The organism is Mycobacterium sp. IDUB_24, from assembly GCF_055419385.1.
Genome location: NZ_JBVAXO010000004.1, coordinates 420,824 through 444,886 on the forward strand (window position 1 = coordinate 420,824; position 24,063 = coordinate 444,886).

Consider the following 24,063-nt stretch of genomic DNA (forward strand, 5'->3'; position numbering starts at 1 on the left):
GTTGTCATGCGGCTTTCTGTCCTCGACCTCGTCCCGGTGCGCACCGACCAGTCCACGGCCGATGCGCTGACTGCCACGACTCACCTGGCGCAGACCGCCGACCGGCTGGGCTACACGCGCTACTGGCTCGCCGAGCACCACAACATGCCCGCGGTGGCCGCCACCAGCCCGCCGGTGCTGATCGCGCATCTCGCCGCGCACACCACGCAGCTGCGGCTGGGCTCGGGCGGGGTGATGCTGCCCAACCATGCGCCGTTGGCGGTGGCCGAGCAGTTCGCGCTGCTGGAGGCCGCCCACCCCGGCCGCATCGACCTCGGTATCGGTCGGGCGCCGGGCTCGGATCCGGTCACGTCGCTGGCCCTTCGTGGCGCCGCCGGACGCGACGATCGCGATATCGAAGCGTTCCCGCAGTACCTCGACGACGTAGTGGCGCTGATGGGTGCCCGCGGTGTCCGGGTGCCGTTGCCTCGTGACCTGATGCGGGAGAACTACGTGCTCAAGGCGACGCCGGTGGCGGTCACCGAACCGCGGATGTGGCTACTCGGTTCGTCGATGTACTCGGCGCACCTGGCCGCGGCCAAGGGGCTGCCCTACGTGTTCGCCCACCATTTCTCCGGGCACGGCACCGCGGAGGCGCTGGCCGTCTACCGCGACGAATTCCAGCCCAGCGACCTGGCGCCCGAGCCGGTCACCTTCCTGACCGTCAACGCCTCGGTGGCTGAGACCAGGGAAGAAGCGGAGGCACTTCTGCTGCCTCAGCTGCAGATGATGGGCCGGCTGCGCACCGGCCAGCCGCTCGGCCCCCTCGATCTCGTCGAGGATGCCGAGGCGACCACCATGACTCCACAGGCACAGGCCATTGTGTCCTCCGGTCTGCGGCGCGCCGTGGTCGGTTCGCCCACCGAGGCGGCCGAGCAGGTCCGGGCCTTGGCCGAAGAGTTCGATGTCGACGAGGTCATGGTCAACCCCGTGGCCTCGGCCCGCCGTGGTGTCGATCCGGCTACCGCGGCGGCGCGCGACACCACCCTCGAACTGCTGGCCAAAGAGCTGTTCTAGGGCGTGAGCACCACGATCGGGATCGGCCGGCTGGTCTTGGCTTGATAAGCCTCGTAGCGGTGAGAATTGTTGTCGTTGACGATCTTCCACAGCCGCTGATAATCGGGAGCGTCCGGTAGCACGGGTTTGGCGATGACACCGAGTCGCTTGGTCCCGACATTGATCTCGACGCGCGGGTGGGCTTTCAGGTTGTGATACCAGCCCGGTGAACGCGGCGCACCACCCATCGACGCCACCACCAGGTAGTCCTTGCCGTCTTTGGCATAGCTCAACGTATTGATCCGGGGTTCGCCGGTTTTGGCGCCCGTGGTGTGCAGGAGCAGGCTCGGCGGCATACCGGGGATCCGGTGACCGATGAGCCCGTTGGACTTCTGGTAGAGCAGGTCGTGGATGTGCAACAGCCGCAAGCCCACCTGCTCGACGCGGGGGAGATCGCTCATGCGCTCATTCCTGCGCGGATTCGTCGAGCTGCGCCACCGCTGCACGTAACAGGCGCCCCGATTCCTCACGGTCCGGATCTCGGCGCACCACCATGCCCTTGACGAAGGACAGCTTGTCGCCGCTGCGGCGCGGCACCACGTGCAGATGGATGTGGAACACGCTCTGGAAGGCGGCCTTGCCGTCGTTGATCACGATGTTGTTGCCGTCGGCGTGCAGCCCGGACCGACGGGAGGCCCGCGCGATGCGCTGGCCGATACTCGTCATCGCGGCCACGGTCGCCGGCGGCGTGTCGGTCAGGTCGACGGTGTGCCGCTTCGGGATCACCAGGGTGTGGCCTCGGCTGAACGGCCTGATGTCGAGAATGCCCAGGTACTCGTCGTCCTCGTAGATGCGGATGGCGGGGGCTTTCCCGGCGACGATGGCGCAGAACACGCAAGACATCCCGTCACGTTAGCCGCCGGCGGTGGCTGCCCATTCGGCGACGCGACGTTCGCGTTCGGCCGGCGTGAAGTTCTCGACGCGGGTCATGACGGTCCAGCGCAGACCGAATGGGTCGAGGACGGACGCGAACCGGTCACCGGTGACGAATGTCTGCGCGGGCTCGCGAATAGTCGCCCCGGCCTTCTCCGCGCGGGCGACCACGTCGTCGACATCGGGGCAGTAGAGCCCCAACGAGTACGTTGCCGAGGCGCCCGGCAGGGGAGCGGTGATCTGAAACGCTTCCTGCGGATCGCCGAGTTGCAGCCGGCCGTTGCCGAAGTCCAGTTCGGCGTGCGAGACGGTGCCGTCGGTGCCGTCCATCCGCTCTATGACCGTGGCGCCGAACACGTTCTGGTAGAAAGCGATCGCCTCGGCCGCGCCGTCGACGCAGATGAACGGGGTCAGGCTGGTGTAGCCCGCTGGAATCGGTGTGACACTCATGTCAGCCAGTTTCGTAGGCTGGGGTGCGTGGCCGCTTGGAAAAACGCGCCAATGCGCGGCGTGGTCGGCCGTGCAGGCAGTGCTTCGGCTTTCGACCTCCACCGGTGGGCGCCGTCGGAGGAGGCCGCGAGATTCGTCGAACATTACTGGTCGGTGACCTGGGACCGGCACGAGGCCGGGCCCTTCGAGAGCACGGTGATCACCTTCCCTGCCATGCATCTCACCCGTGAGTGGGGTGATGATGTTGTGCGCCATGGTTATCGGTTGCCCAGCACGCTGCTGCACGGGGTGGTGCCGAAGGTATTCCGCATCACGATCAGCGGTCGGGGCGGGGTGGTCGGGGCTCGATTCCGGCCCGGCGGTTTCACCGCCCGGTTCGGCGGTGACGCTGCCGCAATGACCGGGCGGGTTGTTCCGGTGGATGACGAATTATTCGGTGCGCCAGTGCTTCTGGGGGCGGACGTGGACACCGTCCGCGCCCGCCTGGATGCCACGATCTCGGCTTCGGAAGCGCCGTTGGACGAAACGTACCGGGCGTTGGTGCCGTTGATCGAGCGGATGCGTGACGACGCGTCATTGCATCGCGTGGAGCAGGTCATGACGCTCTCACCGTGGAGTACGCGGACCACCCAGCGGGTGTTCCGCCGGTACGTCGGGGTAACGGTCAAGTGGGTGCTGTGCAGGTACCGCCTGCAGCAGGCGGCGCTGGAGATCGAGACCGTGCCCGGAGTCGATTTCGCCGATCTCGCAGTGCGACTCGGCTGGTACGACCAAGCTCATTTCATCAACGACTTCCGGTCCATGCTGGGCAGCACACCGGGTGAGTACGCGATCAGTACTCAGAAGGGTGGTGGTGGTTCGTAGTGTTCGGCGATCCAGGCTTGGAAGTCGCGTTCGAATGCGAGGTCGTTGTTGATTTCGGCGCGGAGCCGTCGTTCTTCGGCGATGCGGTCTTGGCGGTCTTGTTCGCGGGTTTGGCGGCGGGTGGGCATCTTGGCGCCGCGGTTCGTCTCTGGGGCGTGCGGCTCGGGTTCGGGGAGGTTCAGGTTCCCGGTGGGTTGGGCCAGGGTGGGGAACATGGCGGCGCCGTGGGGTTCGGTGGTGTAGGTGTGTCCGGTGGGTGAGTTGAATTCGATGGTGCCGTCGGGTAGTTGGCGGTCGGTCCAGCCGGGGCAGAAGGTTTTCACCAGATGGTGTGCGCGGCAATATAGTTTGGTGTTCGAGGGGTGTGTCGGCCCCAGTGGGTAGGGCACGGTGTGGTCGATATCGGAAACCACCGCCGGGGCATCGCAGCCGGGGAATCGGCAGGTCAGATCCCGGAACCGGATGAACTCACTCAACGCCGCCGACGGGCGGTACTGCGGCTCAGCCGCGCCGGCGTCAGCGTTCTCGGTGTGGGCCGTCTGCGCAGTGTTCTCGGTGTCGGTGTCGGTGTCGGTGTCGGTGTCGGTGTGGGTGCTGGTGTCAGTGGCGGGTACCACCACCGGTTTGTGTTTGGCGTTGGCGGCCAGGTTGCGCACCGTCTCGGCGGGCAGGATCCCGTAGCCGGGCAGATAGCCAGGATCATCGGAGGTGCCGTCCAGGGTCGATTCGGTGGCCAACACATGGACCATTGCGGCAGTGGCCGCGGCCCGCTGCTGGCCGGCCGGGCAGTCGGGTAACCCGCACAGGCATTGCAGTTGGGACTGCAGGCGGGCCAGCGGGCCGATCGCATCAGCCCGGCGCTGGGCATGGGTGCGGGGATCGTGCTCACACACGGTGTCGGCCAACGCGTCCAGACGTTGATCCAGGGCGGCCCCGTCGGTGACATCCACATTGGCCCACACCGTGGCCTTGCCCGGGCTGCCCACCTCGACCTGAACAAACCGATCCTCAGCCACATTCGGTGGCACCCGCACCCCGTTGGGGTCGAGTTTGGCGATCCACTGATCGATCCGGTCGCGGAGTTGGTTTTCGGACAGGCGCATCCATCGGTGTGCACGGGTGGCCAGTTCCTCATCCAGGCCTGACCACACCGAGGGATCGACGATGTCGGTGCGGGCGATGATCATCTGCACCACCCGATAGTCGATGTCCCCGGCCGCGAAGCGCGCTGCGACCAGGGGCAGTTTGTCGCGCAGGACGCGGGCGTGGTGGATCTGGGTGCCGGCCCGGTGCCGGCTGATCCGCAGGGCAGCCGAGATTTCAGCAGACACTTCGGCGAAGGGGTCGGTGGTCCAAAAGATCGATTCGGCCAGTTCGTGTGCACGGCGGGTGTCGAGTTCCCCGATCGCCGCCAGGCGGCCCGCGATCGCCGCCGATTCGGCCCGCGCCCCGACACTGACCCGGTCGATCAGGTCAGCAGCAGAATCGACTTCGAACACGTGTTCGATTATGCCATGCACCCACGACACGCGCGTGGCAGATTTTCGTGAGAGCTCAGGGCAACGCTGCGGCCAGGGCGATGTGCCCTTCGAAGCCGAGCCTGCTCGCTATGTCTCGGTATCGGTCGCGGAATTCGCGGTAGCCGGCGTCGTCGCCTTTCGCGCGGGCGATCAGGGCCCGGCTCCTCAGCAGCATGATGTCGCGAAGGATGAGGCCATCTTCGACGGGGATTGCCATCAGTCTGTTGATGGCGGCCTCAGCCTCGGCCAGGTCCCCCTTGGCGCCCCTGTCCACGAGGGTCTCGGCGAGGATGCCTGTCGCCAGGATGTTGTACGGAAGCTGCCCGGTGTGAAACAGGTCGTCGATCGCCTGGCGCAGTATCCGGATCGTGCCGGCGCGGTCACCGCGTTTGGCGCGCTCGCGTGCGGTGTAAACGTCGATGCCCACAAGTTCGGACAGATAGAACCGTCCGCTCAGGCACATCTGCCGGACTTCGCCGAGCATCGTCAATCCCCGCTCGCGGTCCGCCGGAGATTCTCGATTCAGCAAGGCATATCCCATGGTCACCCGGGCCAGGCCGAGCGCGATATCGTCGCCTGCTCCTTCGGTTATCTGCAGGGCGTCGTCGATGTCACGTATCGCCTCGTCGCTGGCGAGCAGTACCCCGCTGGACAACGTGGTGAAGTACGTCCAGGTGATGACGAGCGCGTGCGAGAACTTGTCCGTGGTGCGTGCCATGGCGAGCGCGTGTTCCAGATCCGCACGCCAACCATCAAGACCGAGAGCCCATTTCGCGATGCTGCGGGCCGCGAAGGCGGCTGCCAGCGGTGAACCCATGATGAAGTTGCCCTTGGTGGGGTCGCCGTCGGCCAGGTCAATTGCCGTCTGCGACCAGCGCAGCACTTCGCCCATTTCGCCGCTCTCGATCTTGAGGGCGATCGGGGTGGGGGACAGTCCGACGGTGAGTGTCGGATCGCCGATCGACTCGATCAGCGTCATGTGCTCGGAAACCTGTCGCGCCGCGTCGCGTACCCGGCCTTGCAGCATCAGTTCACCGGTCAGCCCTGCCATGCCGATCGCCAATGATGCCTTGTCCCCGGCGGCCTCGCACAGCTCACGAAGTTCCTCGAATCGGGCACCGGAGACAGTTACCTTGCTTCGGAAGCCATTGCCGCACACCAGTGTGCGTGGTGCTATCCGCATCGCCGCCCGGTCCGGATCGTCGGCGGGCAACAAGTCCGCGATCTGGCGGGCGCGCTCCCAGCACACTTGCGCCGCAGCGGTATCGCGACTGTTGGCCCACGCCCCGGCGCGCATGTGCCAGGCGTATGCCGCCCGTAGGTCACCGGCGGCTTCCAGGTGTTCGGCAATCAATGCCGCGTTTTCGTCGGCTTGTCCGGGTTCGCGGTCGGCGATGGTGTCGGCCAGACGCCTGTGGAGTTCTGAGCGATCGGCCTTGAGCTGTGATTCGTATGCGACGGTCCGCACCATCGGGTGATGGAACGCGAACTCCGCATGAGGCGTGTACTGCACCTGATCGATGAGTTCGGCTTCGATCAGCTCCTCGAACACCGGCTCGGTGTTGAGGCAGGTCAACAAACCGGCGCTGAACCGTGAACCGATGACGGACGCGGCGCACAGGGTTCGCTTGGCCGCCGGTTCAAGCCTGTCGATGCGCGAGGCGATGGTGGCCTGGAGGGTGGCAGGGACGCTCACGCGACGGTGCCCGTCGGACAGCACGTAGGCACCTCGCTCGCCACGGAGCAGACCGCGTTCGGTCAGGTCGCGCACGATCTCCAGCGCGAAGAACGGGTTGCCGGCAGCGCGCGCGGCGATGGTGTCGGTCAAGTCGGCCACCCCGTCGCCACTTCCCAGTAGCTCGGTGATCAGCGTGGAGGTCTCCGAATCATTCAGTGGGGTAAGCACAATCGTTTGCGCGCCATGGACATGACTCAGTGCGCCGTGGTATTCGGGGCGGTAGGTGATCACGACCATGGAGGGGGTTTGCGGTGTCACCAACAGGAAATCCGACAACATCGATTCGCTGACGCCGTCGATCCAGTGCGCGTCCTCGATGACGTAGACCGCCGGTGTCGTCCGCGCCAGCGATGCCGCGTTGACCAGGGTGGTGAGCCGGCGCCGCCGAGCGTCTGGGTCTATCGCCGGTGGGACGACGTCAGGGTCGGCGATGCCGAGCAAGTCGTCGAGCAGCTGCAGGCTTTCCGGGGCGTCGTCGGGAATCTGGGTCCGGACCTTCGTACGCGCCGCCGCGCGGTCGAGTTCGGCGACGCCGAATGCTGCCTTCAGAAGTCCAGCGATGGCATGGAACGGGATTTCGGTGGTGTGCGACTCACAGAATGTCGAGTGCACCGGGACCCCGCGCGCAGTGGCCTTGGCCGCGAGTTCGCTGACCAGCCGGCTCTTGCCGATCCCGGGCCCGCCGACCAGCAGGACGATGCTGCCGTGCCCCTGGACCGAGCGCTCGAGAATGCCCTCTACGGCGGACAATTCCCAGCCCCGGCCGACGAGGTTCGACTCGCCGACACTGAGTAGGTCGTGTGCGGAATTGACCTCGAGGAGCCTGCGGGCCCGAGTCCTGTGGCTGGCGCCCTTTACCTGCACCATCTCGGGGTCGGCAAGCTTCATGGTGTCTTTGACCAGGTTTGCGGTTGAATTTGTGAGCATCACGCCGCCGGGTGGGGCGACCGATTCCATGCGTTGCGCCATGCCGACGTGCTCGCCGATCGCGGTGTAGCTCATGGTGTCGGTGCCAACCTCGCCGGTGATGACCTGACCCGAACTCAACCCGATTCGCAACTGCAGGTCGAGGCCATCGCGGGCCTTCACCTGCACGGCCAGGAGTGCGGTCTGCTGATGGATCTCCAATGCAGCCAGGCAGGACCGAAAAGCGTGGTCCTCCAGCGCCACGGGCGCTCCGAATATGGCCATGATGCCGTCGCCGGTGAATTTGTCGACGGTGCCGCCGTAGCGGCGGACTACCGCGGCGGAGCGGTTGAACAGCTCGCTCATGATCTCGCGGAGCCGTTCGGCGCCCAGCGTCGTTGCGATGTCCATGGAGCGAACCACGTCGGCGAACAAGACGGTGACCTGCTTGTATTCGGCGTTAGGCGCCACCTTGACCGGTGCGCCGCAGACGTCGCAGAACCGGGCACCTGCCCGCGGCTCGGTGCCACACGCGCGGCATGTCGCAGTTTCCGTCATTCGAAGCCCCCGGCCGTCGGAGAACCCGCTGCATCGAGGATAGAACGCAGCAACGTCGGAGGGGCCGGGTTGCCACACTGGCACGATGGGACTTTTCCCATGGGTTAGTGAATCGAGCAACGGCTTGCGACGACGCCGGCCTAACTGTCCAGAACTCCCAGTGCGGCCTGCCAGGCCTTCAGTTTGTCCTCATAGCGCATCGTCTGGGCGGGGCTGGTCGACGGTGCCCGGACGCAGGGAACCGGAGGGGTGCCCACCAGACGCCGGTAGTTCGACTCGGCGGCAGCCCCGTTGAACACCAGCTGCCGGAGCGTGGGGTGTGCTGCGAAGAACCCGGCAAAGTCGTTGGGCACCATGCTGTCCCGTTCCACAGCTGAGTCCAGGCTGCCCACCCTTCGGCAGGACCGCAGCACGTCCCACACGGCAATGCGGTGTATGTGGAGGCCTGCCATCCGATCCTGATACGGCGCATCGGCGCTGAACCCGCAGAGGGATCCGGTGATGCGCCAGAACGCGTTTCGCGGATTGCCGTAATACTGACCGGAGGCCAGCGACAGCACGCTCGGCATGTTTCCCAGGATCAGTACGCGGGGCTCCCGGCCGGCGATGGGGTCCAGCCCGTGCAGCAGCTCTGTCACCCTCGCATGTATACCCGCGCACGCGGGCGCCCCGAACGGCGGTGGGGGGATTCACGTTCGGGGCGCCATGTCGTAGGTCTTCAGCTCAGGTGATGGACCTCCTGCAGTCCGTACACCGGCGTTGCCAGGCCTTCATAGCGAGCCTTGAGCTGCAACGCCAGATACAGCGAATAGTGCCGGGATTGGTGCAGATTGCCGCCGTGGAGCCACAGGTTGGGCTGTTGGGTGGGCTTCCACATGTTGCGTTGTTCGCCTTCCCACGGGCCGGGGTCCTTGGTGGTTCCCGAGCCCAGGCCCCACACCTTGCCGATCCGGTCGGCGACTTCCTGGCTGATCAGGTCGGCTGCCCAGCCGTTCATCGAGCCGAACCCGGTGGCGTAAACCACCACATCGGCGGGCAATTCGGTGCCGTCGGCAAGGATTACCGAGTTTTCGGTGAGCCGGTCGACCTCTCCGTGCGCGAGCTTGATGCTGCCGTCGGCGACCAGCTCGCAGGCACCGACGTCGATGTAGTAGCCCGAGCCGCGGCGAAGGTACTTCATGAACAGGCCGGAGTCGTCGTCGCCGAAGTCCAGATCGAATCCGGCGGCTTCCAGCCGTGCGTAGAAGTCCTTGTCGCGCTGGCGGATTGCATCGTAGATAGGCCGTTGGAAGTCGGCCATGATGGCATATGGCAATGACGCGAAGGTCAGATCGGCTTTCTCGGTGGTCATTCCGGCGGCCACTGCGCGCTCCGAGTACAGGTCACCCAGACCGAGCTCCATCAACGAGTCCGACTTGACGATGTGCGTCGAGGATCGCTGTACCATGGTGACGTCGACGTAGTTCTCGTACAACGCCTTACAGATGTCATGCGCGGAGTTGTTGGCGCCGATCACCACAGCGCGCTTGCCGACGTAGCGGTCCGGGCCGGGGTGGTGACTGGAATGGTGCTGGTCGCCACGGAACACTTCCTGGCCCCGCAGTGTGGGGATGCTGGGCTTGCCTGACATGCCGGTCGCCAGCACCAGATGCACGGGCCGCAGTGTCACCGCCTCGCCGTTGCGGTTCACCTCGACAGTCCACCGCTGTTCGTCTTCGTCATATGCCGCCGACAGACAGGTGGTCGAGCTCCAGTAGGGCACTTCCATGACCCGGGTGTAGAACTCGAGCCAGTCGCCGATCTTGTCCTTGGGTGCGAACACCGGCCAGTTCGGCGGGAACGGCAGGTACGGCAGGTGGTCGTACCAGACCGGGTCGTGCAGGCACAGCGACTTGTAGCGTTTGCGCCACTGGTCGCCGGGTCGCTCGTGTTGGTCGACGACGATGGCCGGCACCCCTAGTTGGCGCAGCCGGGCGCCCAGCGCGATGCCGCCTTGTCCGCCGCCGATCACCAGGGTGTAGGGCTCCTCGGAGTAGCCCAGCGTCAGCTCCTCGTCGAGACGCTTCTCGGCCCATGACCGGGTGTCGGGATCGGAACCGTGCACAGCGCCCAGTGGACGGTTGGCACCCTTGCGTTCCTCGTGGCCTTTGAGCTCCTGGAGTGTCGTCAGGAGGGTCCAGCCCAATTCGTCCCGCAGTCGCAGGTGCCCCTTGCCGCGGCCGACCGCCGTTTCGAACTCGATGAACGCCGAGGTGACTACGTGGTCCCCGTCGAATTCCTCGGTCGGGGTTTCCGCCGTCCGGAACCCGGACGGTTCGGTGTCGTCCAGTCGTGTGGTCAGCATGTCGGCCATGCTGTCCCGGCCCTCGAGGGTCTTGAGGTTCCAGGTGAAGGCGACCAGGTCCCGCCAGAAGCTGTCGGTGGCGAACTTCCCGACAACGCGGTCGATATCCCGGTCTGCCAGGGCGGACTCGAAGTCGGCCAGCCAGGCGTTGACCCGGTCCTGCGGTGACAGTGTGGCCAGCGGTGCGGCGGTGGTCTGTGTCATGTGGCCCAGCCCACACGGTGCCGAACGTTGCAACAAGGGTTGCACGGGGTTGCAACCGACCCGGCATTTGAGACCGCAACGTCTTGCAACCCTTACGGCGCAACCGGCTGGTCGCCTAGAACGGCCCTATGAGAGCAGCCGTGTACCACGGACCGAACAAGGTCGAAGTCGCCGATGTCCCCGAGCCTGACCCCGTGCCGGGCACCGTCAAGATCAAGGTGGGCTTCAACGGAATCTGCGGCACTGACCTGCATGAATACTATGCTGGCCCGATTTTCGTACCGACCGAACCGCATCCCTTGACCGGGCGGCAGCTGCCGCTGACCATGGGCCACGAGTTCTCCGGAACCATCACCGAGGTGGGTGCGGGCGTCATCGACTTCGCGCCGGGAGACCGGGTGGCCGTCGAGCCGATTTATCGATGCGGACATTGCGCACCGTGCCGGGCCGGCACCTACAACATCTGTCAGCAGATCGGCTTTCACGGCCTGATGTCCGACGGCGGTATGGCCGAATACACCGTGGTGCCGACCGACATGTTGCACCGACTTCCCGACAATGTCTCTCTCGAGCTCGGTGCGCTGGTCGAGCCGATGTCGGTGGCTTATCACGCCGCGACCCTCGGTGAGGTCGGCCCGCTACACACCGCGGTGATCTTCGGGGCCGGGCCGATCGGGATCGGCCTGTGGTTCGCGCTGCGGGGCAAAGGGCTCAATGACGTGTTCGTCGTGGAACCCTCGCCTACCCGCAGGTCCGGGATCGAGTCGCTCGGCGCCAAGACCCTGGATCCCACCGCCCTCGACGTCCCGGCGTTCATCACCGATCAGACCGACGGCCGGGGCGCCGATGCGGCATTCGATGCTGCGGGGGTGGCGCCTGCCATCGCGGCGGCCACCGCGTGCGTGGGTGCGCGCAAACCGACCGTCAGCGTCGCGATCTACGAAAAACCGCTGCCGACACCATTGCTCAACTTGGTTATGAACGAATCCCGCATCCAGGGCTCTTTGTGTTACACGTCAACAGACTTCGAGGCCGTCATCGATCTCATGGCGCAGGGGGTGTACGACACGAGGGGGTGGGTGACGCGCATCGGGATCGACGAGGTGATCGACGAGGGATTCGAAGCCCTGCACGCCGGCAAGAAGATGAAAGTTCTGGTCAACCCGAACGGAGAAGAATCGTGACCCGAGATCGTTTCGAAAACAACGACTTTCGTCGACGGTGTGAGTGACCGCGATTCGGTGGGGTGGTGTATCGGTAATTCAGGGTTGGCATCTCGATGTGATATGGAGCACAATCAGCGATGATGCCCGGACCCCGCATCCCCGAACCTGCGGTTGCCGTGGGTGACGACCCGCGCCGTTACGCCAGACTGCTGTCTGAGGTGTACGACGCCACGATGTCTGGTGATCGGTCACCGGCTCGGCCTCGCGCGGTCATCGAGGATTCCTGGAATCGGTTGCGATCGAGGGGGATAAACCCGGATCATCACACCCCGCCGTGCGTCGAGACCGCTGGGTTGGACATGCTGCGGCAAACGTCCGGTCTGGTCGCCATCCTCGGTGACGTATCGCGGGGGCTGGATTCGGTGATCGAGGAAGACAACATCCTGGTGATGGCCGACGCCCGGGGTCGGGTGCTGTGGCGGTCCGGCTCCCCGCGCGTGCTCAGCCTCGCCGATCGCCTCGGCTTCATCGAGGGCGCGACCTGGAGCGAGAACGCGGTGGGCACCAACGGGATCGGTACCGCGCTCGCCTCGCATCGAGCGGTGCAGATCTTCTCGGCCGAGCATTTCCTGCGCAGCCACCACCCGTGGACGTGTGCCGGGGCGCCGATCCGGGATCCTCGTACCGGTCAGGTCATCGGCATCGTGGACGTATCCGGCCCGGCCTCCACAGTGCACCCGACAACGATTGCCCTGGTGGACCTGGTGGCGCGGCTCGCGGAATCGCAGCTGCGCGAGGCGCATGACAGAACGTTGAACCGGCTGCGTGCAGTGGCGGCGCCCATCCTTGCCCGGGTGGGCAGTCCGGCGCTGGCAGTCGATCCCGAGGGCTGGGTTGCGGCGGTGGACTCCTTGCCGCTGCACAACCGGATCTTGTTGCCCGAGAACGGGTTACCTGGCCGGGTGTGGATTCCGCCGTTGGGGATGTGCGACGTTGAGGCGCTGCCGGGCGGATGGCTGGTCCGGGTGGCCGATGCCGCCGAGCCCAGCGCGGAGCCGTCGCGGGTCATCCTGGACCTACGGGATGGTGAACCGTCGCTGGAAATGTCCGGCCAGTTCGGCAGTTGGCGGCGCGGTATCTCCAGTCGCCACGCCGAGATCCTGTTCGTCCTGGCGACCAGCCAGCAGGGCAGGTCGGCGCCGGAGCTCGCCGAGGATCTCTACGGCGACCGGTCCAGGGTGGTGACTGTGCGCGCCGAGATGTCGCGGCTGCGTAAGCAGTTCGTCGGCCTGGTGGCCGGCAAGCCGTACCGCTTCGGGGATTCGGTGGTCGTGGACGTCCGTTACCCCCAGGACATGACTTCATTGCTCGCTTCCTCGACAGCTCCGGCAGTTCATGTGGCCCGTGGGTATACCTTGACCTGATGGTGGCCGACTCCACACTCCTTGACGGGCTCGACGGCGAAGCCGGCGCACAGCGTGCCGAGCTCGTGGAATGGCTTCTGGCCCGCGGCATCAGCGCCGATCAGATCCGCCAGGCCGACACCCCGATGCTGCTGGCCTCGCGCCGCGTGGCCGGAGACGACGGCACCTACGTGTCGACCCGCGAGATCAGCGAGCAGACGGGGCTGGACGTCGAGCTGGTGCAGCGGTTGCAGCGGGCGATGTCGCTGGCGACTGTCGACGACCCCGATGCGGCGGTGTTGCTGCGGGCCGACGCCGAGGCGGTGGGTTTCGCCGAGCGTTTCCTCGAGCTCGGCATTGCCCCGGATCAGATCGTGATGATCACCCGGGTGCTCTCCGAGGGCCTCGGCCGGGCCGCCGAAGTGATGCGCCACGCCGCGCTCGCGGCAGTATTGACGCCCGGGGCAACGGAACTGGAAACCGCCAAGGCGAGTGAGGCGCTGGTGGCCGAGGCGGCTCCGTTGATCGGGCCGATGATCTCCGACATGCTGTTCGTGCAACTGCGCCACGCGATGGAGACCGAGGCGGTCAGCGCTTCCGAGCGGGCCGAGGGCGTCCAGCTGCCCGGCGCGCGGCTGGTCACCATCGCGTTCGCCGACATCGTGGGCTTCACCCGGCTCGGCGAGATGGTGGCGCCCGAAGAACTTGAGCGGCTGGCGAATCGGCTGGCCGACGCGGCACGCGAGGTGGCGGTCGGCCCGGTGCGGTTGATCAAGACCATCGGAGATGCGGTGATGCTGGTCAGCACGGACGCGGCGTCACTTCTGGATGCGGCGCTGCAGCTGGTGGCGGCCACCGAAACCGACGAGGGCTTCCCGCGGTTGCGGGTGGGGCTGGCGACCGGTCCGGCGGTGAGCCGGGCCGGTGACTGGTTCGGTGGCTCGGTGAATCTGGCCAGTCGGGTTACCGGGGCCGCGCGGCCCGGGACGGTGCTGGTCGCGGAGTCCACCAAGGCGGCGGTCCGTGAGGCGGACCGGTTCAGCTGGTCGTTCGCCGGGGCCCGCCACCTCAAGGGTGTCAAGAACGACGTCAAGCTCTTCCGGGCCCGGATCGCACCGACCTTTATCGAATCTTCATCGAACGACTAAGGCAGCCACATCGACCCTCGGGACGCTGGAGCCATGACGAAACTGATGATGCTTAGTGCCGGCGCGGTGGTCGCGGCGGTTCTGGTGGCCGGCTGTAGCAGCCAGTCCACCGACGGGGCCGCCGATGCGACGACTGCCAGTTCGGTGGCGGCCACGCCGCAGGCTCCTGGCACAGCGGACAACTCGGCTCACAACGACGCCGATGTGATGTTCGCCCAGCACATGATTCCGCACCACCAGCAGGCGGTCGAGATGAGCGATGTGCTGCTGGCCAAGCCGGGCATCGATGCGCGGGTGACTGACCTGGCCACCCAGATCAAGGGGGCCCAGGCTCCGGAGATCGCGCAGATGCAGGGCTGGCTGAAGCAGTGGGGCAACCCGCCGATGCCGCCGATGCCGCAGCAGGGCCACGGCGACATGGGCCACGGCGACATGAACCACGGCGGCATGCCGGCCATGCAGGGCATGGTGTCGGAAGCCGATATGACCGCGCTGCGCAACGCCCAGGGCGCCGAGGCGGCCAAGCTGTACCTGACGCACATGATTGCTCACCATGAGGGTGCGATCACCATGGCTCAGGATGAGATCAAGGACGGTCAGTACGCCGCTGCGATCGAGATGGCCCGCACCATCGTGAAGACGCAGCAGCAGGAGATCGACACCATGCGCCAGATTCTGGGTTCGCTCTAACCGGTCGGCAGGGTGATCGTGAAGGTGGTCCCGGCACCCGAACGGGTCACCGGGCTGTTCACCTCGATCCGGCCGTGGTGCCCTTCGACCAGGGCCTTGACGATGGCGAGTCCGATGCCTGATCCGCCGTGGTCGCGGTCGCGCGCGGCGTCGGCCCGGTAGAACCGTTCGAAGACATGGGGCAGGTGTTCGGCGGAGATGCCCTCGCCGGTATCGGTGACTGTCAGCGTGGCGGTGCCGCGCTCGGAACCGGGGGCGGCACTGATGGTCACCTGTCCGCCGGCCGGGGTGTGCCGCAGTGCGTTGTCGAGCAAGTTGCCCAGGATCTGCGCCAGTCGGTGGGGATCGGCCCACAGCGGGGGCAGATCCTCGGCTGCGCGCCAATCCAGCGTCACACCCTTGTCGTCGAACCGGTCCTGGGCCGCGGCGACGGCGGCGGTCACCACGGTGTGCGTCGCCACCGGTACCGGAGTGATCGTGGCCGGGCTCTCCTCGGCCTTGGCCAGGGCCGCCGCGTCACCGGCGAACCGGACAAGCCGGTGGGTCTGCTGGCGCAGCATCGAGACGGTCTCGGGGTCAAGGGTTCTCACGCCGTCTTCGATGGCCTCGAAGTAGGCCTCCAATACCGAAACCGGAGTTCGGATCTCATGAGCAAGGTCGCTGAACAGCCTGCGCCGGCCGGCGTCGACGGCCTCGAGGCGCCCGGCCATCTGGTTGAAGGAACTTGCCAGGGAGTCGAATTCGTCGCCAAGGTGGGCCGGGGGCACCCGCGAGTCGTAATGGCCGTCGGCAATGGCGGTGGCGGCCTCGGCCACCTCGGTCAACGACCGCTGCAGGCGCCTGCCGACGTACCAGGTGACGATCAGGGCCGCCAGTATCGCGACGCAGGATGCGACCGCGATCGAGATCACCGTGGCGTAGACGTAGGCCTCTTCGGCGTGCATCTGTTCAGCCGAGTCACCGGAAACCCCTGCGCGGTGCAGATGTTCGCGGAACAGCGGCGGTCCGACGATGGCGGCCACCAGGCCGGTGGTGCCGGCGCCCGCGACCAGTACCAGGGCCTGGGCCGAAAGCAGCCGGGTACGCAGGCCGACGGTCATCGCTGGCTGTCCTGTCCGGTGCCCATGCGGTATCCGACGCCACGCACCGTGATCACGTACCGCGGATTGGCCGGGTCGTCGCCGAGTTTGCGGCGGAGGTGACCGATGTGGACGTCGACGAGGTGTTCGTTGCCGACATAGGTGGTTTCCCACACGGATTCGAGGAGTTGCCGACGGCTCAGTGCCACGCCGGGTCGAGCCGACAGGGCACCGAGTACATCGAACTCGGTGCGCGTCAGCATGATCGGTTCGTCATCGAGGAAAACCTGGCGACCGTCGACGTCGATACGCAGCGCACCGAACACCCGGCCATCTGTCGCCGTGGAGGAGGAGACGCGCGGCCGGCGCAGCATGGCCCGCACCCTGGCCACCAGCTCCCGCGGGCTGAACGGTTTGGTCATGTAGTCGTCGGCACCCACCGACAGGCCGACGATGGTGTCCACCTCGGTGTCGCGGGCGGTCAGCATCACCACGTAGGCGTCGGAGAAGGTGCGCAGCGATCGGCAGACCTCCACGCCGTCGATGCCGGGCAGGCCGAGGTCGAGGACCACCACGTCGGGGTCGACCTCGCGGGCCAGGCGAAGTGCTTCGGACCCGTCGTGTGCGACGGTGACCTCGAATTGTTCGCGGGTCAGGTAGCTGGCGACGACCTCGGCCAACGGGGCTTCGTCGTCGACCACGAGGGCCCGGTAGCCGCCCGGTGTCTGCTGCATGTGCCCATAGTGCAGCAGCCGGGCAGGGGACAGCTGGAATTGATACCCTAGGGGGGTATAGTATGAATCAACAACGAAGCTGGTTCAGGAGGAGATTGCATGAATACCCAGACCATCACCGTCACCGGCATGACCTGCGGGCATTGCGTCACGTCGGTGCGTGAAGAGGTCGGCGGTCTCCCGGGCGTGCGCACGGTCGAGGTCGACCTGTCGACCGGGCGGGTGACCATCGACAGCGACAACCAGCTGGATCCGTCGGCCATCAACGATGCGGTCGCCGAGGCCGGCTACGCCGTCGCGGGCTGAAGCGGCCGACGATCATGAGTGCGCCGCAGAAGCTCATCGGGTTCGTCGTCGGACTCGTCGTGGTGTTCGCTGTGTCCTTCGGGATCGGCTCGGCGATCATGCCGGGCAGCGCCCCGGCCGCAGGCCATGACTCCGGTCACGCGGCGGGCTACACGCTGCAACTCGATGAGGCCGCGCTGCCGTCCGGCGACGCGGTACCGCTGCGGTTCCGGATCTTCGACAGCACCGGCGCCCCGGTGACCGAGTACGTCACGAGCCACGAAAAGCTGCTGCACCTGATCGTGGTGCGCCGCGATCTCGCCGACTATCAGCACGTACATCCGGTGCTCGACAAGTCCGGCATGTGGAGTGTCCCGCTGGATCTGGCCGAGCCCGGTGACTACCGGGTATTCGCCGACTTCGTACCGGCCGACGGCCGTGCGGCCACGGTCGGCGCCGACATGACCGTGGCGGGCAAGTACCAGCCGCAACCACTGCCCGGGCAGGCCGACACCACCACGGTCGACGGGTACACCGTCACACTCGCGGGGGTGGCCGAGGCCGGTCAACCATCGGAGCTGACGCTGTCGGTCAGCCGGGACGGCAAGCCCGTCACCGATCTGCAGCCCTACCTGGGCGCCTACGGGCACCTGGTCGCGGTGCGCGCGTCGGACCTGGCTTACCTGCACGTCCATCCGATGAGCGATGCGGCCGACCCGGCTACTGCACCGGGCCCACAGATCGCCTTCCACACCACACTTCCCAGCGCCGGTACCTACCGGTTGTTCCTGGACTTCAAACACCGCGACGCGGTGCACACCGCCGAATTCACCGTTGAGGGGGCACCGTGAGCACCGCGACCGGCCACGTCGTACTGGAGATCGGCGGGATGACGTGTGCCTCGTGCGCCGGACGGATCGAGCGGAAGCTCAACCACCTGGACGGGGTCACCGCGACGGTGAACTTCGCCACAGAGAAGGCCACCGTCGACGTCGCGGGTGAGGTGACGCCTGAACAGCTGATCGAGGCCGTCGAAACCGCGGGCTACACAGCACAACTGCCCGCAACCGAACCGGGCGAGAACCATGTCGAGGACGATCCGACCGCGGTGTTGCGCACCCGGCTGATCGTCTCGGCCGTACTGACCGTCCCGGTCGTGGCCATGGCGATGATCCCTGCGCTGCAGTTCACCAACTGGCAGTGGCTCTCGCTGACCCTGGCCGCACCCGTTGTGGTGTGGGGCGCATTGCCGTTCCACCGTGCCGCCTGGACGAATCTGCGGCACGGCACCGCGACCATGGACACGCTCATCTCGATGGGCACCATCGCGGCGTTCGGCTGGTCGCTGTACGCACTGTTCTGGGGTACCGCCGGGATGCCGGGGATGACGCATCCGTTCTCGCTGTCCATCTCGCACACCGACGGCACCGGGAACATCTACCTGGAGGTCGCCGCCGGCGTCACCACCTTCATCCTGGCCGGGCGGTACTTCGAGGCACGGTCCAAGCGGCGGGCCGGGGCAGCGCTGCGCGCGTTGCTCGAACTCGGCGCGAAGGATGTCGCGGTCCTGCGAGACGGTGTGGAACAACGCATTCCCATCGAATCGCTGGCCGTGGGCGACGAGTTCGTGGTCCGGCCCGGCGAGAAGATCGCCACCGACGGTGAGGTGGTCGACGGCTCGTCGGCGGTGGACGCCTCGATGCTCACCGGTGAATCGGTCCCGGTCGAAGTCGGTTCCGGCGATCAGGTGGTCGGCGCCACGGTCAATGTGGGCGGGCGGCTCGTGGTGCGGGCCAACCGGATCGGATCCGATACCCAATTGGCCCAGATGGCCCGGCTGGTCGAGGACGCGCAATCCGGCAAGGCGCAGGCACAACGCCTGGCGGACAAGGTTTCCGCGGTCTTCGTGCCGATCGTCATCGCGCTGGCGGTGGGCACGCTCGGCTTCTGGCTGGGTACCGGCGGATCGGTGGCGGCTGCCTTCACTGCTGCGGTGGCGGTGCTGATCATCGCCTGCCCGTGTGCGCTGGGCTTGGCCACCCCGACCGCGCTGCTGGTCGGCACCGGCCGCGGTGCCCAACTCGGCATCCTGATCAAAGGGCCCGAAGTGCTGGAGTCCACCCGCCGGGTGGACACCGTGGTGCTGGACAAGACCGGGACGGTGACCACTGGGGCGATGACGCTGCTCGACGTGATCACCGCGCCCGGTGAGGATCCCACCGAAGTGCTGCGGTTGGCCGGGGCGGTCGAGGACGGCTCTGAGCACCCGATCGCGCGGGCCGTCGCGAAAGGGGCCCGCGACAAGATCGGGGAGCTGCCCGCGGTGGAGGATTTCGCCAACGTGGCAGGCCTAGGGGTGCAGGGCGTCGTCGACGGCCACGCCCTGGTGGTGGGCCGGCGTCAGTTGCTCGCCGACTGGGCTCAACTGTTGCCACCGGAGCTGGACACCGCAATGCGCGACGCTCAGGCCCTGGGCCGCACGGCGATTGCCGTGGGGTGGGACGGGCAGGCGCGCGCCGTGCTGGTGGTCGCCGATGCGGTCAAGGCCACCTCGAAAGAGGCGATCGGGCAGCTGCGTGCCCTCGGTCTGGATCCGATCATGCTGACCGGCGACAACGAGGCAGCCGCCCGCGCGATTGCGGAACAGGTTGGTGTGCAAGAGGTTTATGCCGAGGTGCTGCCGCAGGACAAGGTTGATGTGATCAAACGGCTGCAGGGGGAGGGCCGCGTGGTGGCCATGGTCGGCGACGGCGTGAACGACGCCGCGGCGCTGGCCCAGGCAGACCTCGGCCTGGCCATGGGTACCGGCACGGATGTGGCGATCGAGGCGAGCGACCTGACCCTGGTGCGCGGTGATCTGCGGGCCGCCGCCGATGCCATCCGGCTGTCCCGGCGCACCCTGGCCACCATCAAGGGCAACCTGTTCTGGGCGTTCGCCTACAACGTCGCGGCGTTGCCGCTGGCGGCGGCCGGACTGCTCAACCCCATGCTGGCCGGTGCCGCGATGGCGTTCTCCTCGGTGTTCGTGGTCAGTAACAGCCTGCGGCTGAGACGATTCCGATGAAACGGCTGGCAGTCATGATGGCGGTCGCCCTGTGGGCGGCCGCGCTGGCCGGGCAGTGGCAGGTGCCCGGCCACGATCAGCCGGCGCACCTGCCGCATGCGGTTGCTGCCGCGTTCGGCGAGGGCGCCGAGCTGATGATGCTCGACCACCCGCACGTCAGCGATGGTTGGGCGCCGCACGCGCCCGAAGGTTTCACCGCGGCAGTGCTGCCCCGGGCCACCGCTGCAGCGGTCGCTTTGTCGGTGGTGACGTTCATCGTCGGCTGTGCGGTGCTGTGCGGGTGCGCCGCGGTGCGGTCACAGCGGGGTCCACCTGACCGTCACCGAATCCCGGTCGCCGGTCAAGCGCTTCTGATCAGGATCTGTATCGCGCGCCGCTGATCTGCCAGTGCTCCAACACTGTCCAGATCAGCTGCCGCGCTTCGGCGCGGCCGGAGATACAGAATCGACGAATTCATGAACCATGCCCTGTCCACCCGTTCGTTCCACATTCTGCGCCGAAACCGTGGGCCCAACACCATGGTCGGCCACACTCCCACCCTGTGGGTGTCCACTCCGTTCACCGATGCCGAGCGCGGATTCTGGGCGAAGCTCGAAGGCTTCAACCCGGGCGGTATGAAGGACCGCCCCGCGATGCACATGGTGGAGCAGGCCCGGGCCCGCGGTGATCTGAAACCGGGCGGCCGCATCATCGAATCAACCAGTGGCACCTTGGGTCTCGGCCTCGCGTTCGCGGGAACGATCTACCACCATCCGGTGACCCTGGTGACCGATCCGGGCCTGGAGCCCATCATCGCGCGCATGTTGACGGCCTACGGTGCCGAGGTTTCAACGGTCACCGAACCACATCCCACCGGGGGCTGGCAGCAGGCCCGGCGGGACCGGGTGGCCGAATTGCTCGCTGCCGACGACACCGCCTGGTATCCCGACCAGTACAACAATCCCGACAACGTCGAGGCCTACCGGCCGCTCGCGTTGGAACTGAACGCCCAGATCGGTCGTGTCGACGTGCTGGTCTGCTCGGTCGGTACCGGCGGGCATTCGGCAGGCGTGGCGCGGGTGCTGCGTGAGTTCAACCCGGATCTGCGCCTGATCGGGGTGGATACGATCGGTTCGACGATCTTCGGCCAGCCTGCCGCGACCCGCGTCATGCGGGGCCTCGGTTCGAGCATCTACCCCCGCAACGTGGACTACGGCGCGTTCGACGAAGTCCACTGGGTGGCACCGGCCGACGCGGTGTGGGCCGCCCGGAAGTTGGCGTCGACCTACTACGCGAGCGGGGGATGGAGCGTCGGGGCGGTCGGTCTGGTGGCCGGCTGGGCGGCCCGAAACCAGCCGGCCGGCACCACGATTGCCGCAGTGTTCCCTGACGGGCCGCAGCGATACTTCGACACGGTGTACAACGACGAGTATTGCCGGGAGCTCGGCCTGCTCGATCATCAACCGGCCGACGAACCCGAGACGATCGAGGGTCCCGGCGATCGCGTGGTGCAGTCCTGGACCCGCTGCGAGACGGTCTCCGACCCGATGGCGGTGGCGTAGTGAGCGGAGTCGTCGCGCAGTTCCGCAGTTTCGACCTACCGAGCCGGCTGTTGATGGTCAACCAGTTCGGCATCAACCTGGGCTTCTACATGCTGATGCCGTACCTGGCCGGTTATCTGGCCGGGCCGCTGGGCCTCGCCGCGTGGGCGGTGGGGCTGGTGCTGGGCGTTCGCAACTTCTCTCAGCAGGGCATGTTCATCGTCGGCGGCACCCTGGCCGACCGGCTGGGGTACAAACCCCTCATCGTCGCCGGGTGTCTGCTGCGCACCGCCGGGTTCGGGCTGCTCGTCGTCGCGGACTCGCTGCCCGCGATGTTGATCGCCTCGGCGGCAACAGGTTTCGCCGGAGCCCTGTTCAACCCCGCGGTGCGGGCCTACCTGGCCGCCGATGCCGGGGACCGCCGCGTCGAGGCCTTCGCCACGTTCAACGTGTTCTACCAGGCGGGGATCCTGCTGGGTCCGCTGGCCGGAATGGCGCTGCTGGTCTTCGATTTCCGGGTCACTGCAGCGGTGGCGGCCGGGGTATTCGCGGTCCTCACGGTGGCTCAGTTGCTCGCCCTACCGAAGCACTGTGCCGAACCTGTCGAGCAGCGGAGTTCGGTGCTCGAGGACTGGCGCAGCGTCGTCGCCAACCGCGGGTTCCTGTTGTTCGCAGTGGCGATGATCGGCACCTACGTGCTGTCCTTCCAGGTGTACCTGGCGTTGCCGCTGCAAGCGGCCGAGCTGCGGCAAGGCAACGAAACATCCTTGGTAGCAGCGATATTCGTGGTGTCCGGCCTGATCGCGGTGGGCGGGCAGCTCCGCATCACGCGGTGGTTCGCCGACCGCTGGGGGCCGCGGCGCAGCCTGGTGGTCGGCCTGCTGGTACTGGCGGCGGCCTTCGTTCCGATGGCAGTGGTGCCTGACGGCGGCCGGTTCGGTACCGCCGCCGCGGTGGCGGCACTGCTCGCTTCGTCGGCGCTGCTGGCGCTGGGCTCGGCCGCGGTGTTCCCGTTCGAGATGGACACCGTCGTCACGTTGTCGGGGGATCGGCTGGTGGCCACCCACTACGGGTTCTACAACACCGTCGTGGGTATCGGGATCCTGCTGGGCAACGTGGCCACCGGCTCGCTGATCGGCGCGGCGCGCGCCGCGGGCCTGGCCGAACTGGTGTGGCTGGGCCTCACGGCAATCGGGCTGGTGTCCGCGGCGGCGCTCTATGTGCTGATGCGGGACGGCGGGGCGCTGGCGCCCGCATCGCTCACTGCATCGGAACGGTGACGCCCTCCGACGGTTGCACGATCACGAAACCGTTGCCGTGGAACGCGACCTGAAGGGCCTCTCCGGAGCCGCGGCCGATCAGTGCGCCGGCCTTGAAACTGGTCTTGAGCTGCGTCTGCAGATGGGCCGACCAGGCCACCACGGCGTTGGTATCGGCAAAGGTCGGCGCCTCGGCCGCGTTGAGCACCACGGGCGGGCCGTCGGTGGTCAGCGCCACCCACCCGGTGCCGCGCAGGGTGGTGTTGAACAGGCCGCCGGTGGCGATGCTGCCGCCGCGGACCCGCTCGATGTTCCAGTCCAGGCTGGATGAGAAGGCGAGCACGTTCTTGCCGCTGATCGACAGGCCCGAGTTGGTCAGCTGCAGCAGGTGGACGTCGAAACCCTGGTCGGCCAGGAATACGTCGCCGGAGCCCTGGCAACGCATCAGCGGAAGGCCTTCACCGGTGAGGGCTTTCTTGATGAACTTCGTTGCGCCGCCGCCTTCGAACGCGAAGTCGACGTTGCCCTGATAGGCGACCATCGAGCCCTGTCGGGCCATGAAAGGTTCGCCCAGGCGCACCCGCAGCATCTTCTGGTTCTGGTTGGCGATCGGGGTCGCCTCTTTCTCACTGAACCGCCCGTCGACGAGATCCCCGCTGATGCCGGCGAACCCGTCACCCTGGGGTTGAGCCTGAGCCTGTTGGGGCTGCTCCTGCTGCGGCATTGCACCCATCGGCGCCCGGCCGGCCTGGCCCTGATGGGATACCTGATCGGTCCAGGATTGCCCGTCCCACCACCGGTATTCGAAGCGGCCTTCGGGATCGGGCAGCCAACCGGGTTGTCCGGGTGTACTCACGGTTTCTCCTTGATTCGGGTGGGGGAGTCGAGATCGAGACCAGGTTACAAGTTACGAACGCGGCCAACCCCTGGCATTCTGGTGGCATGGCAAAGGAAATCGACCCGATCCGCGCCCAGGGCGCGCTCGCGGTCTTGAAGCAGCACCCCGGCATGGTGCTGTTCGCCGTGTCACCGGTGATCGTTGTGCTTGGCGCCGTGTGGTGGATCGCCGGCGCGGGCTGGGCGGGGCTCCTGTTGGTGGCCCTGGTGTTGGCCGGTGGTGCCGCGCTCCTGCTCAAGCGCAACTGACCCCGGAAAGCGGCACC

Annotated in this window: 23 protein-coding genes; 13 read left to right on the top strand and 10 right to left on the bottom strand. The window is 66.8% G+C overall.

The features are described from left to right. The first annotated feature begins 6 nt into the window (after nt 1-6). A complete protein-coding gene (locus ACZYZF_RS17365; RefSeq protein WP_463836344.1) occupies nt 7-1,056 on the top strand; it encodes an LLM class flavin-dependent oxidoreductase in 1,050 nt (349 codons plus the stop codon). On the opposite strand, the gene ACZYZF_RS17370 is transcribed toward ACZYZF_RS17365, so the two are convergent. Genes ACZYZF_RS17370 through ACZYZF_RS17380 form a run of 3 tightly spaced genes read right to left on the bottom strand, consistent with a single transcriptional unit; the run spans nt 1,053 to nt 2,418 of the window. After that, nucleotides 1,053-1,496, bottom strand: a complete 444-nt coding sequence (locus tag ACZYZF_RS17370) for a nitroreductase family deazaflavin-dependent oxidoreductase (RefSeq protein ID WP_463746460.1) — start codon at nt 1,494-1,496, stop codon at nt 1,053-1,055. The two genes, ACZYZF_RS17365 and ACZYZF_RS17370, sit on opposite strands and share 4 nt — an antisense overlap. A 4-nt stretch (nt 1,497-1,500) precedes the next feature. Beyond that, nucleotides 1,501-1,938 (bottom strand): HIT family protein, encoded by a 438-nt coding sequence (locus ACZYZF_RS17375; protein ID WP_463836345.1) that lies wholly within the window; start codon nt 1,936-1,938, stop codon nt 1,501-1,503. Nucleotides 1,939-1,947: 9 nt separating this feature from the next. Further along, a complete protein-coding gene (locus ACZYZF_RS17380) occupies nt 1,948-2,418 on the bottom strand; it encodes a VOC family protein (RefSeq protein ID WP_463746462.1) in 471 nt (156 codons plus the stop codon). A 27-nt stretch (nt 2,419-2,445) separates the two neighbouring features. On the opposite strand from ACZYZF_RS17380, the gene ACZYZF_RS17385 reads away from it, so the two are divergent. Then, complete coding sequence (locus tag ACZYZF_RS17385; protein ID WP_463836346.1) at nt 2,446-3,282, top strand: AraC family transcriptional regulator; 837 nt, start codon at nt 2,446-2,448, stop codon at nt 3,280-3,282. Here ACZYZF_RS17385 and ACZYZF_RS17390 read toward each other — a convergent pair. From ACZYZF_RS17390 to ACZYZF_RS17405, 4 genes are all read right to left on the bottom strand, one after another. Then, a complete protein-coding gene (locus ACZYZF_RS17390) occupies nt 3,258-4,781 on the bottom strand; it encodes an HNH endonuclease signature motif containing protein (protein WP_463836347.1) in 1,524 nt (507 codons plus the stop codon). The two genes, ACZYZF_RS17385 and ACZYZF_RS17390, sit on opposite strands and share 25 nt — an antisense overlap. A 55-nt stretch (nt 4,782-4,836) precedes the next feature. After that, nucleotides 4,837-8,004 (bottom strand): ATP-binding protein, encoded by a 3,168-nt coding sequence (locus ACZYZF_RS17395; RefSeq protein ID WP_463836348.1) that lies wholly within the window; start codon nt 8,002-8,004, stop codon nt 4,837-4,839. A 140-nt stretch (nt 8,005-8,144) separates the two neighbouring features. Next, nucleotides 8,145-8,642 (bottom strand): DNA-deoxyinosine glycosylase, encoded by a 498-nt coding sequence (locus tag ACZYZF_RS17400; protein ID WP_463746466.1) that lies wholly within the window; start codon nt 8,640-8,642, stop codon nt 8,145-8,147. Nucleotides 8,643-8,722: 80 nt separating this feature from the next. Beyond that, nucleotides 8,723-10,552: a flavin-containing monooxygenase gene (locus ACZYZF_RS17405; RefSeq protein WP_463746467.1), complete on the bottom strand. Its 1,830-nt coding sequence runs from the start codon at nt 10,550-10,552 to the stop codon at nt 8,723-8,725. A 128-nt stretch (nt 10,553-10,680) separates the two neighbouring features. Here ACZYZF_RS17405 and ACZYZF_RS17410 point away from each other — a divergent pair, with 128 nt between their 5' ends. The 4 genes from ACZYZF_RS17410 to ACZYZF_RS17425 all read left to right on the top strand — a co-directional run bounded on the left by ACZYZF_RS17410 (nt 10,681) and on the right by ACZYZF_RS17425 (nt 14,959). After that, complete coding sequence (locus tag ACZYZF_RS17410; RefSeq protein WP_463746468.1) at nt 10,681-11,736, top strand: 2,3-butanediol dehydrogenase; 1,056 nt, start codon at nt 10,681-10,683, stop codon at nt 11,734-11,736. Between the two features lie 122 nt (nt 11,737-11,858). Continuing rightward, nucleotides 11,859-13,142 carry a GAF domain-containing protein gene (locus ACZYZF_RS17415; RefSeq protein WP_463746469.1) on the top strand — a complete coding sequence of 428 codons (1,284 nt, stop codon included), beginning with the start codon at nt 11,859-11,861 and terminating at the stop codon, nt 13,140-13,142. Then, nucleotides 13,142-14,269 (top strand): adenylate cyclase regulatory domain-containing protein, encoded by a 1,128-nt coding sequence (locus ACZYZF_RS17420; RefSeq protein ID WP_463746470.1) that lies wholly within the window; start codon nt 13,142-13,144, stop codon nt 14,267-14,269. The genes ACZYZF_RS17415 and ACZYZF_RS17420 overlap by 1 nt, the downstream gene beginning before the upstream one ends. A 33-nt stretch (nt 14,270-14,302) precedes the next feature. After that, nucleotides 14,303-14,959, top strand: coding sequence for a DUF305 domain-containing protein (locus ACZYZF_RS17425; RefSeq protein ID WP_463746471.1), 657 nt, complete (start codon nt 14,303-14,305; stop codon nt 14,957-14,959). Here the strand turns inward: ACZYZF_RS17425 and ACZYZF_RS17430 are convergent. Together ACZYZF_RS17430 and ACZYZF_RS17435 are read right to left on the bottom strand one after the other, a co-directional pair. After that, nucleotides 14,956-16,059 (bottom strand): HAMP domain-containing sensor histidine kinase, encoded by a 1,104-nt coding sequence (locus tag ACZYZF_RS17430; RefSeq protein WP_463746472.1) that lies wholly within the window; start codon nt 16,057-16,059, stop codon nt 14,956-14,958. The two genes, ACZYZF_RS17425 and ACZYZF_RS17430, sit on opposite strands and share 4 nt — an antisense overlap. Continuing rightward, on the bottom strand, nt 16,056-16,772 hold the full coding sequence (locus tag ACZYZF_RS17435; RefSeq protein WP_463746473.1) for a response regulator: 717 nt from the start codon (nt 16,770-16,772) through the stop codon (nt 16,056-16,058). Before ACZYZF_RS17435 ends, ACZYZF_RS17430 begins: the two co-directional genes overlap by 4 nt. 99 nt (nt 16,773-16,871) lie before the next feature. On the opposite strand from ACZYZF_RS17435, the gene ACZYZF_RS17440 reads away from it, so the two are divergent. The 6 genes from ACZYZF_RS17440 (at nt 16,872) to ACZYZF_RS17465 (ending at nt 22,921) form a co-directional block, all read left to right on the top strand. Further along, nucleotides 16,872-17,078, top strand: a complete 207-nt coding sequence (locus ACZYZF_RS17440) for a heavy-metal-associated domain-containing protein (RefSeq protein WP_463746474.1) — start codon at nt 16,872-16,874, stop codon at nt 17,076-17,078. Between the two features lie 14 nt (nt 17,079-17,092). Beyond that, nucleotides 17,093-17,908 carry a hypothetical protein gene (locus tag ACZYZF_RS17445; protein ID WP_463836349.1) on the top strand — a complete coding sequence of 272 codons (816 nt, stop codon included), beginning with the start codon at nt 17,093-17,095 and terminating at the stop codon, nt 17,906-17,908. Continuing rightward, entirely contained in the window at nt 17,905-20,121 is a 2,217-nt protein-coding gene (locus ACZYZF_RS17450) for a heavy metal translocating P-type ATPase (protein ID WP_463746476.1), read from the top strand. Before ACZYZF_RS17445 ends, ACZYZF_RS17450 begins: the two co-directional genes overlap by 4 nt. Continuing rightward, a complete protein-coding gene (gene lpqS, locus ACZYZF_RS17455; protein WP_463746477.1) occupies nt 20,118-20,501 on the top strand; it encodes a putative copper homeostasis (lipo)protein LpqS in 384 nt (127 codons plus the stop codon). The genes ACZYZF_RS17450 and lpqS overlap by 4 nt, the downstream gene beginning before the upstream one ends. A 75-nt stretch (nt 20,502-20,576) precedes the next feature. Continuing rightward, nucleotides 20,577-21,662, top strand: a complete 1,086-nt coding sequence (locus ACZYZF_RS17460) for a PLP-dependent cysteine synthase family protein (RefSeq protein WP_463746478.1) — start codon at nt 20,577-20,579, stop codon at nt 21,660-21,662. Nucleotides 21,663-21,715: 53 nt separating this feature from the next. Next, nucleotides 21,716-22,921, top strand: coding sequence for an MFS transporter (locus ACZYZF_RS17465; RefSeq protein ID WP_463746589.1), 1,206 nt, complete (start codon nt 21,716-21,718; stop codon nt 22,919-22,921). Here ACZYZF_RS17465 and ACZYZF_RS17470 read toward each other — a convergent pair. After that, nucleotides 22,902-23,756: an AIM24 family protein gene (locus tag ACZYZF_RS17470; RefSeq protein WP_463746479.1), complete on the bottom strand. Its 855-nt coding sequence runs from the start codon at nt 23,754-23,756 to the stop codon at nt 22,902-22,904. The two genes, ACZYZF_RS17465 and ACZYZF_RS17470, sit on opposite strands and share 20 nt — an antisense overlap. A gap of 86 nt (nt 23,757-23,842) precedes the next feature. On the opposite strand from ACZYZF_RS17470, the gene ACZYZF_RS17475 reads away from it, so the two are divergent. Further along, nucleotides 23,843-24,046, top strand: a complete 204-nt coding sequence (locus ACZYZF_RS17475; RefSeq protein WP_463746480.1) for a hypothetical protein — start codon at nt 23,843-23,845, stop codon at nt 24,044-24,046. Nucleotides 24,047-24,063 lie beyond the last annotated feature (17 nt).